The sequence below is a fragment of the Bathymodiolus platifrons methanotrophic gill symbiont genome (assembly GCF_002189065.1).
Lineage (GTDB): Bacteria > Pseudomonadota > Gammaproteobacteria > Methylococcales > Methylomonadaceae > Methyloprofundus.
In genome coordinates this window covers 22,202-28,201 of the sequence record NZ_BDMN01000069.1, presented here as the reverse complement: position 1 = coordinate 28,201, position 6,000 = coordinate 22,202, and the positions used below count along the sequence as shown (strand labels likewise).

The following is a 6,000-nucleotide window of genomic DNA, read 5'->3' as shown; positions in this document are numbered from 1 at the left end:
ATTCTGCAGGAGACTAAAAACCACAAAAATAAGGCTAAAACTCTGTCAAGAACTTTTTTAATTATTTACGCTGAGTAGTTATATTAAAAGTTAATTTATTACTTTCTTGGTAATGGTTTTACGATGGGTTCAAATGGCTTATTGGGAGGTAAAGGTCTTGCAATGGGGTTGACCGGTCTTACAGGGTAATAATAGGGGCGTTGATTGCCTATTTGTTCTGCCTGTTGCGCATTTTGTAATGCTTGTGCTTTACTGGCTCTGGCATTTTGATAGGCTGCATCAGCATTTTCTTCCTGCGCTCGAATCAAGCGCTCCTTGTCATCTGCTGCTTTTTTAATTTTCTTTTGCTCAGCTTGAATGGCGATATCTTTATTGAGCTTTTCTACTGCGGCATTTTGTTCTGTTTCACTAATGTCTTTTTCAGGGATAAATTTCTCGCCAGATTTTTTGCAGGGAAATTGTTGATAACTTGTATTACCATTTTCTTCGCATTTATAAATTTCTGCATAAACAGGCGCAATAGCAAGGGACAGGATGAGCGTAGTGAATATTTTCATGGTTAGTACTCTCTGTGTACAATAACCTGCTGTTATTGATTGTGAATGGTGGTCATAAATGAGCAAACTGTCATTGTGTTTACTGTTGTTCTAATTATATGCTTATTAGTTATTTAAGCTAATGCTATTTTCTATACAGAAATATTTTATTTTTTACATATCCTGATCCAAAATTCACCATGATGTTTCAGGATTATACAAAACAAACAAAAAAGAAGCATGAATAAGCAAACGTCTATATTTTCAACACACAAAATTTGTGTCGCCCCGATGCTGGACTGGTCGGATAGGCACTGTCGTTACTTTCATCGCTTAATTTCTCGTCATGCTGTTTTATATACTGAAATGGTAACAACGGGTGCTTTGTTGAATGGAGATGTAGATCGTCATCTTGGCTTTGCTCCGCAGGAGCATCCTGTTGCATTACAGTTAGGTGGGAGTTCGATTCAGGATTTAGCTATATGTAGCAAAATGGCGCAGGATTATGGGTATGATGAGGTTAATTTAAATGTCGGATGTCCTAGTGATCGTGTGCAAAATGGACGTTTTGGGGCCTGTTTAATGGCAGAGCCTGATCTGGTGGCGGAGTGTGTGTCTGCTATGCAGCAAGCTGTTACAATTCCTGTTACTGTGAAGTCTCGTATTGGGATAGACGATAAAGATTCGTATCAGGAGTTAGCCTGTTTTATCAAAAAAGTTGCACAGGGAGGTTGTACTACCTTTATTATACATGCGCGCAAAGCGTGGTTATCTGGGTTGTCACCAAAACAGAACCGGGAAGTGCCGCCGTTGCGTTATGATGTAGTGCGGCAAATTAAACAGGACTTTCCTGAGTTAGAAATTATTATTAATGGTGGGATTACCAGTCTGGAACAGTCGGTTGAATTATTATCGAATGTCGATGGGGTCATGATTGGGCGTGAAGCGTATCATAATCCCTATATATTGGCTGGAGTGGATAGCATGATTTACCAGCAGGCCGGTGAATCAATTGTGCGGCACGAGGTAGCAAGGGCAATGCTACCTTATATACAGCAGCAATTAGCAACGGGGGTTAGGTTGCATAGTATAACGCGGCATATGTTAGGCTTATTCCATGGTATTAAAGGAGCAAGGGCGTGGCGACGACATCTAAGTGAGCAGGGGCCTAAAGCCGGGGCTGATGAGGGTGTTGTTTTGCAAGCGTTAGAATTAGTGCAAGTATGATGTATACTATCAGGCTATTAAATTTTAGAGGCAGATGATGGAAGAATATTTCAGCAAAATTATTGAGGAAATTGGTGAGGATGTAACGCGGGAGGGGTTAGTTGATACTCCTAAGCGAGCAGCTAAAGCTTTTAAGTTTTTAAATAATGGCTATGAGAAAAACCTGGAAGAAGTATTGAATGGCGCGATATTTGAAGCCGATACTGAAGATATGGTGATTGTCAAAGATATTGAACTGTATTCTTTATGTGAGCATCATTTATTGCCCTTCGTAGGGAAATGTCATATTGCTTATTTACCGCAAGGACATGTTTTAGGCCTGTCTAAGCTAGCTAGAATTGTTGATATGTATGCCCGACGTTTGCAAATTCAGGAAAGATTGACTAAACAAATTGCTGATGCAGTGAATGAGGCGGTTAATGCCAAAGGTGTTGCGGTGGTTATTGAGGCTAAGCATATGTGTATGATGATGCGTGGCGTAGAAAAACAGAATTCAGTGATGACTACATCAGTGATGACTGGGATTTTTCGTGATGAAATGAGTACTAGAGCTGAATTTTTAAGTTTAATTAATCGCTAATCAGGATGGTGGCGAGTGGTGAATAAAAAAAAGGGTATTTTAATTGTTAATTTAGGTTCGCCGCAGCAATTGACGGTAAGGTCTATTCGGCGTTTTTTGCGCCAGTTTTTGAGTGACTCGCGGGTTGTGAATTTGCCGCGTTCGCTTTGGTGGTTTATTTTAAATTTCCTGGTATTGCCATTTCGGCCACGTAAATCATTAAAAGCTTATGCTAAGGTGTGGACTGACAGAGGCTCGCCTTTGATTTATTTAACACAGGACCTGACTGATAGACTCGCTAGACATTATCAACCAGAGCCTCATGTGTTAGTAGCAATGGCAATGAGTTATGGGAAGCCATCGCTGACTGCGCAATTACGTAAATTACGTAAAGCAAAGTGTGAGCAAATTACTATTGTTCCTTTGTATCCGCAATATTCATCAACCACGACTGCTAGTGTATTTGATGCTGTAACAACTGAGCTAATGCAGTGGCGGTATATTCCGGAATTAAATTTTATCAGTGATTATCACCAGCACCCTTTATATATCAGTGCGATTACGGATTCAGTGCAATACGCATGGGCAGAGCAGGGGCAAGGTGAGTTATTAGTGATGTCATTTCATGGTTTGCCAGATCTGCTGACTAAAAAAGGTGACCCTTATTATTATCAATGTCTTAAAACAGCAGAGCTAATTGCGGATCAGCTAAAGCTTAAAGAGGATAAATGGCGAGTTGTATTTCAGTCACGCTTTGGTAAAGCGAAATGGTTGCAGCCTTATTGCATAGAAACCTTAATGGCATTGCCGGAGGAAGGTTTTAAAAGTATCGATATTATTTGTCCTGGCTTTGCGATAGATTGCCTGGAAACTCTGGAAGAGATTAATATGGCTAATAAGGATATTTTTATCAAAGCAGGTGGGGAGAAATATCAGTATATTCCTGCCTTAAATGATTCTGATGCAAATGTTAAACTTATGCTGGATTTAATTGCTAGTCGAGGCAGTTAACGCTTGTGCTTTTTCGTATTTCTAAAGTCGCATGCGAGCTACGGTTAGTAGAGGTGTTGTTGTTGTTGTCGTTTGTCCCCGTTAGGATGCGCAATGTGCAGAAGCCTGGTTGTGATTGCTTAGCTTTTCAGTAAAAGGCTTCGTGAGTGATGATGCACTTTGATTGAGCTTATCTAAGAAAATAATAAAGTGAAAAAATAATATGACTTTACTCAAAGCGTGGAATGAACAGTGGCCTGATATTCGTGTTAGCAAGCCAGGAGAAACAAATGCAGGCGTGCTTGATGCGAATGCATTTGAAAGCATAGAAGTTGATCATGTATTTGATACGATCAACAATGCACAAACGACTCTGGGACAAGCAGTTTTATATCGTTCATTAGCTGAGCCGCTAGCTGATGTGCAGGCTATTGTTGATAAACAGGATGCGGTCAAAGAATTACAGGCAAACCCTGAGTTAAAAAATGCTTTAGAGCAACTGCTGGCTAATGCGTTAAAAGATGAAAAGTACTTTTATCAGTTATTATTTGCTAAATTTCTGGGGTCAACAGGGACGGCGCGGGAAGATGCTGAAATCGAGGGGTATGGTTATACGCAATATCGTCGTGGAACTCGATTTATAATGAATTTTGTAGGAGGCGTATCGCAGCTTGATAAGCCTAAAAGTAGTTATCTCGGCTCGATTTTTAATAATCTGAAAGAATGTACTAAAACACGTAGCTTTTCACTTATGTCTGGGCCTGTGTACATTAGGGGAAATGGAATACAGAGTAAAATTGATCGAAAAGGTTTTAGCCCGGCGATTATTTTTAAGCCATCTATTTTTAAACCCCTGTTAATCTCAATGGTTTTTGTGGCTTTGGTCTTGGTCAATTTGTTTGTGCCGATTGGGTTATTGAGCTTTTCTCCGATGTTTGCAATTTTCCTTGTACCGTTGATGCTGGCTTATTTTCCGGTTATTGGAGGTTTTGATAGGGATAGTTGTATTAAGCCTTTACGGGAGGAATACAGGAAATCACATGAGTTAGGAGTGGCTTTGGATGCTTTAGGCCAATTGGATGAGCTATTGTCGCTGGTAAAATATACTGAAGCGAATGCTGCGTCATTAGTCCTGCCTGAGTTACTTGAGGCTGAGCACCATAAGATCAGTTTAAAAAATGCAAAAAATCCGGTGTTAAGTAAGGCGGATTCTGCCTATATCGGCAATGATTTTGAATTGGATCAGGAAAAGCTAGTGCTTATTACCGGGCCAAATAGTGGCGGTAAAACTGCCTTTTGTAAAACGCTGACTCAGATACAGTTATTGGCGCAGATTGGGAGCTATGTGCCTGCGGATTTTGCTCGTTTGACAGTGGCCGATAAAATTTTCTACCAGGCTCCGGAAGTGAGTCAGTTAGATGATGGTGAAGGGCGTTTTGGGTCTGAACTAAAACGTACTAAAACAATATTTCTCGCAACCACAGCAAAAAGTTTAGTGGTCCTGGATGAGATAGCTGAAGGGACTACTTTTGAAGAGAAAATGGAAACTTCATCAAATGTACTCAATGGTTTCTATCAAAAGGGTAATAGTACAATATTGATTACCCATAATCACCAGTTGGTCGATCATTTTGTCGATCAGAAAGCAGGAGTCGCCCTGCAAGTTGAATTTGCTGATGAAGATCCTTCCTATAAATTAATTCTAGGGATTTCAAGAGTAAGCCATGCAGACCGTGTCGCTAAAAAGATTGGCTTCTCCAAGGAAGATATCGCTGGGTATTTGGCTGATAGTTAGTTGTATATGTTTAATTATCTAAAGTTATCGATAGGAATTTCTGGCTTTTTAGTGCTAAGCATTAGTTCCTATGCTGATGTTTACAAATATACCTCACCTGATGGGCGGGTGTATTACACTGACCAGCCTCAGCATAAAAAATATAAGCTGATTATACGTAGCAAGCCTAAAGGCTATAAAGCTTCGTTTAAACATCTGAAAAAAAATAAAAAGAAATATACGCCGATTATTCAAGAGGCGGCTACAAAGCATGGTATTGACCCTAAACTGGTTCATGCCGTTATTTATGCTGAATCTGCCTATAATGCAACTGCAGTTTCCAGTGCCGGTGCAGTGGGGTTAATGCAGTTAATGCCTGCGACAGCACGGCAATATGGCGCTACTAACCGTAAAGATCCTAAGCAGAATATTTTTGCAGGTACGCGTTACCTCAAGCATTTGCTAGGCCTTTTTAAAGATGATTTAAGCCTATCTATTGCGGCTTATAATGCAGGTGAAAATGCAGTCAAAAAATATCATAATCAGATCCCGCCTTACCCTGAAACCCAAAAATATGTAAAACAGGTTTTGCGCCTTTATAAAGCCAGTGGCTCGCAGTCTTGATTTGAATTTTTGATAGTTTTTATCTGCAAGCAGTATCAAAGGTCTCTGGTTAAGAGGTATTTAGGAGTGAGTCAGTAAGGTAATAGGGGTGTTTATGGAGTTTTTATGGAAAAATATTACTAGTAGATCGAAACTGGAGATATGTAGAATTTATAATCTGCTTTATTAATTTTTAGCCTCCATATGCCCTTAATTATTGCTATAATAAGCGGTTGTCAAAATTCATGTTAATTTGGATTTAAAAGCCCAGGTTATTTAGAAAACTACTAGCTGTTAAAGTGATTTATCAG

Annotated in this window: 6 protein-coding genes; 5 read left to right on the top strand and 1 reads right to left on the bottom strand. The window is 39.7% G+C overall.

The features are described from left to right. Positions 1-98: 98 nt before the first annotated feature. Positions 99-557 (bottom strand): DUF4124 domain-containing protein, encoded by a 459-nt coding sequence (locus tag CDZ78_RS04590; RefSeq protein ID WP_087868922.1) that lies wholly within the window; start codon positions 555-557, stop codon positions 99-101. A 219-nt stretch (positions 558-776) separates the two neighbouring features. Here CDZ78_RS04590 and dusA point away from each other — a divergent pair, with 219 nt between their 5' ends. From dusA to CDZ78_RS04565, 5 genes are all read left to right on the top strand, one after another. Further along, the gene (gene dusA / locus CDZ78_RS04585) at positions 777-1,763 is read left to right on the top strand and encodes a tRNA dihydrouridine(20/20a) synthase DusA (RefSeq protein ID WP_087868921.1); all 987 of its coding nucleotides are present in this window, start codon (positions 777-779) and stop codon (positions 1,761-1,763) included. A gap of 37 nt (positions 1,764-1,800) precedes the next feature. After that, positions 1,801-2,343 (top strand): GTP cyclohydrolase I FolE, encoded by a 543-nt coding sequence (gene folE / locus CDZ78_RS04580; protein ID WP_087868920.1) that lies wholly within the window; start codon positions 1,801-1,803, stop codon positions 2,341-2,343. 15 nt (positions 2,344-2,358) lie between these two features. Further along, a complete protein-coding gene (hemH, locus tag CDZ78_RS04575; protein ID WP_087868919.1) occupies positions 2,359-3,333 on the top strand; it encodes a ferrochelatase in 975 nt (324 codons plus the stop codon). Positions 3,334-3,535: 202 nt separating this feature from the next. After that, on the top strand, positions 3,536-5,107 hold the full coding sequence (locus CDZ78_RS04570; RefSeq protein WP_087868918.1) for a MutS-related protein: 1,572 nt from the start codon (positions 3,536-3,538) through the stop codon (positions 5,105-5,107). A gap of 6 nt (positions 5,108-5,113) precedes the next feature. Continuing rightward, a complete protein-coding gene (locus tag CDZ78_RS04565; RefSeq protein WP_087868923.1) occupies positions 5,114-5,710 on the top strand; it encodes a transglycosylase SLT domain-containing protein in 597 nt (198 codons plus the stop codon). Positions 5,711-6,000 lie beyond the last annotated feature (290 nt).

What these genes read in the sequence shown, in the direction of transcription:
- CDZ78_RS04570 (WP_087868918.1), top strand. Translation starts at nt 3,536, where the DNA reads ATGACTTTACTCAAAGCGTGGAATGAACAGTGGCCTGATATTCGTGTT.
- dusA (WP_087868921.1), top strand. Translation starts at nt 777, where the DNA reads ATGAATAAGCAAACGTCTATATTTTCAACACACAAAATTTGTGTCGCC.
- CDZ78_RS04590 (WP_087868922.1), bottom strand. Translation starts at nt 557, where the DNA reads ATGAAAATATTCACTACGCTCATCCTGTCCCTTGCTATTGCGCCTGTT.
- CDZ78_RS04565 (WP_087868923.1), top strand. Translation starts at nt 5,114, where the DNA reads ATGTTTAATTATCTAAAGTTATCGATAGGAATTTCTGGCTTTTTAGTG.
- folE (WP_087868920.1), top strand. Translation starts at nt 1,801, where the DNA reads ATGGAAGAATATTTCAGCAAAATTATTGAGGAAATTGGTGAGGATGTA.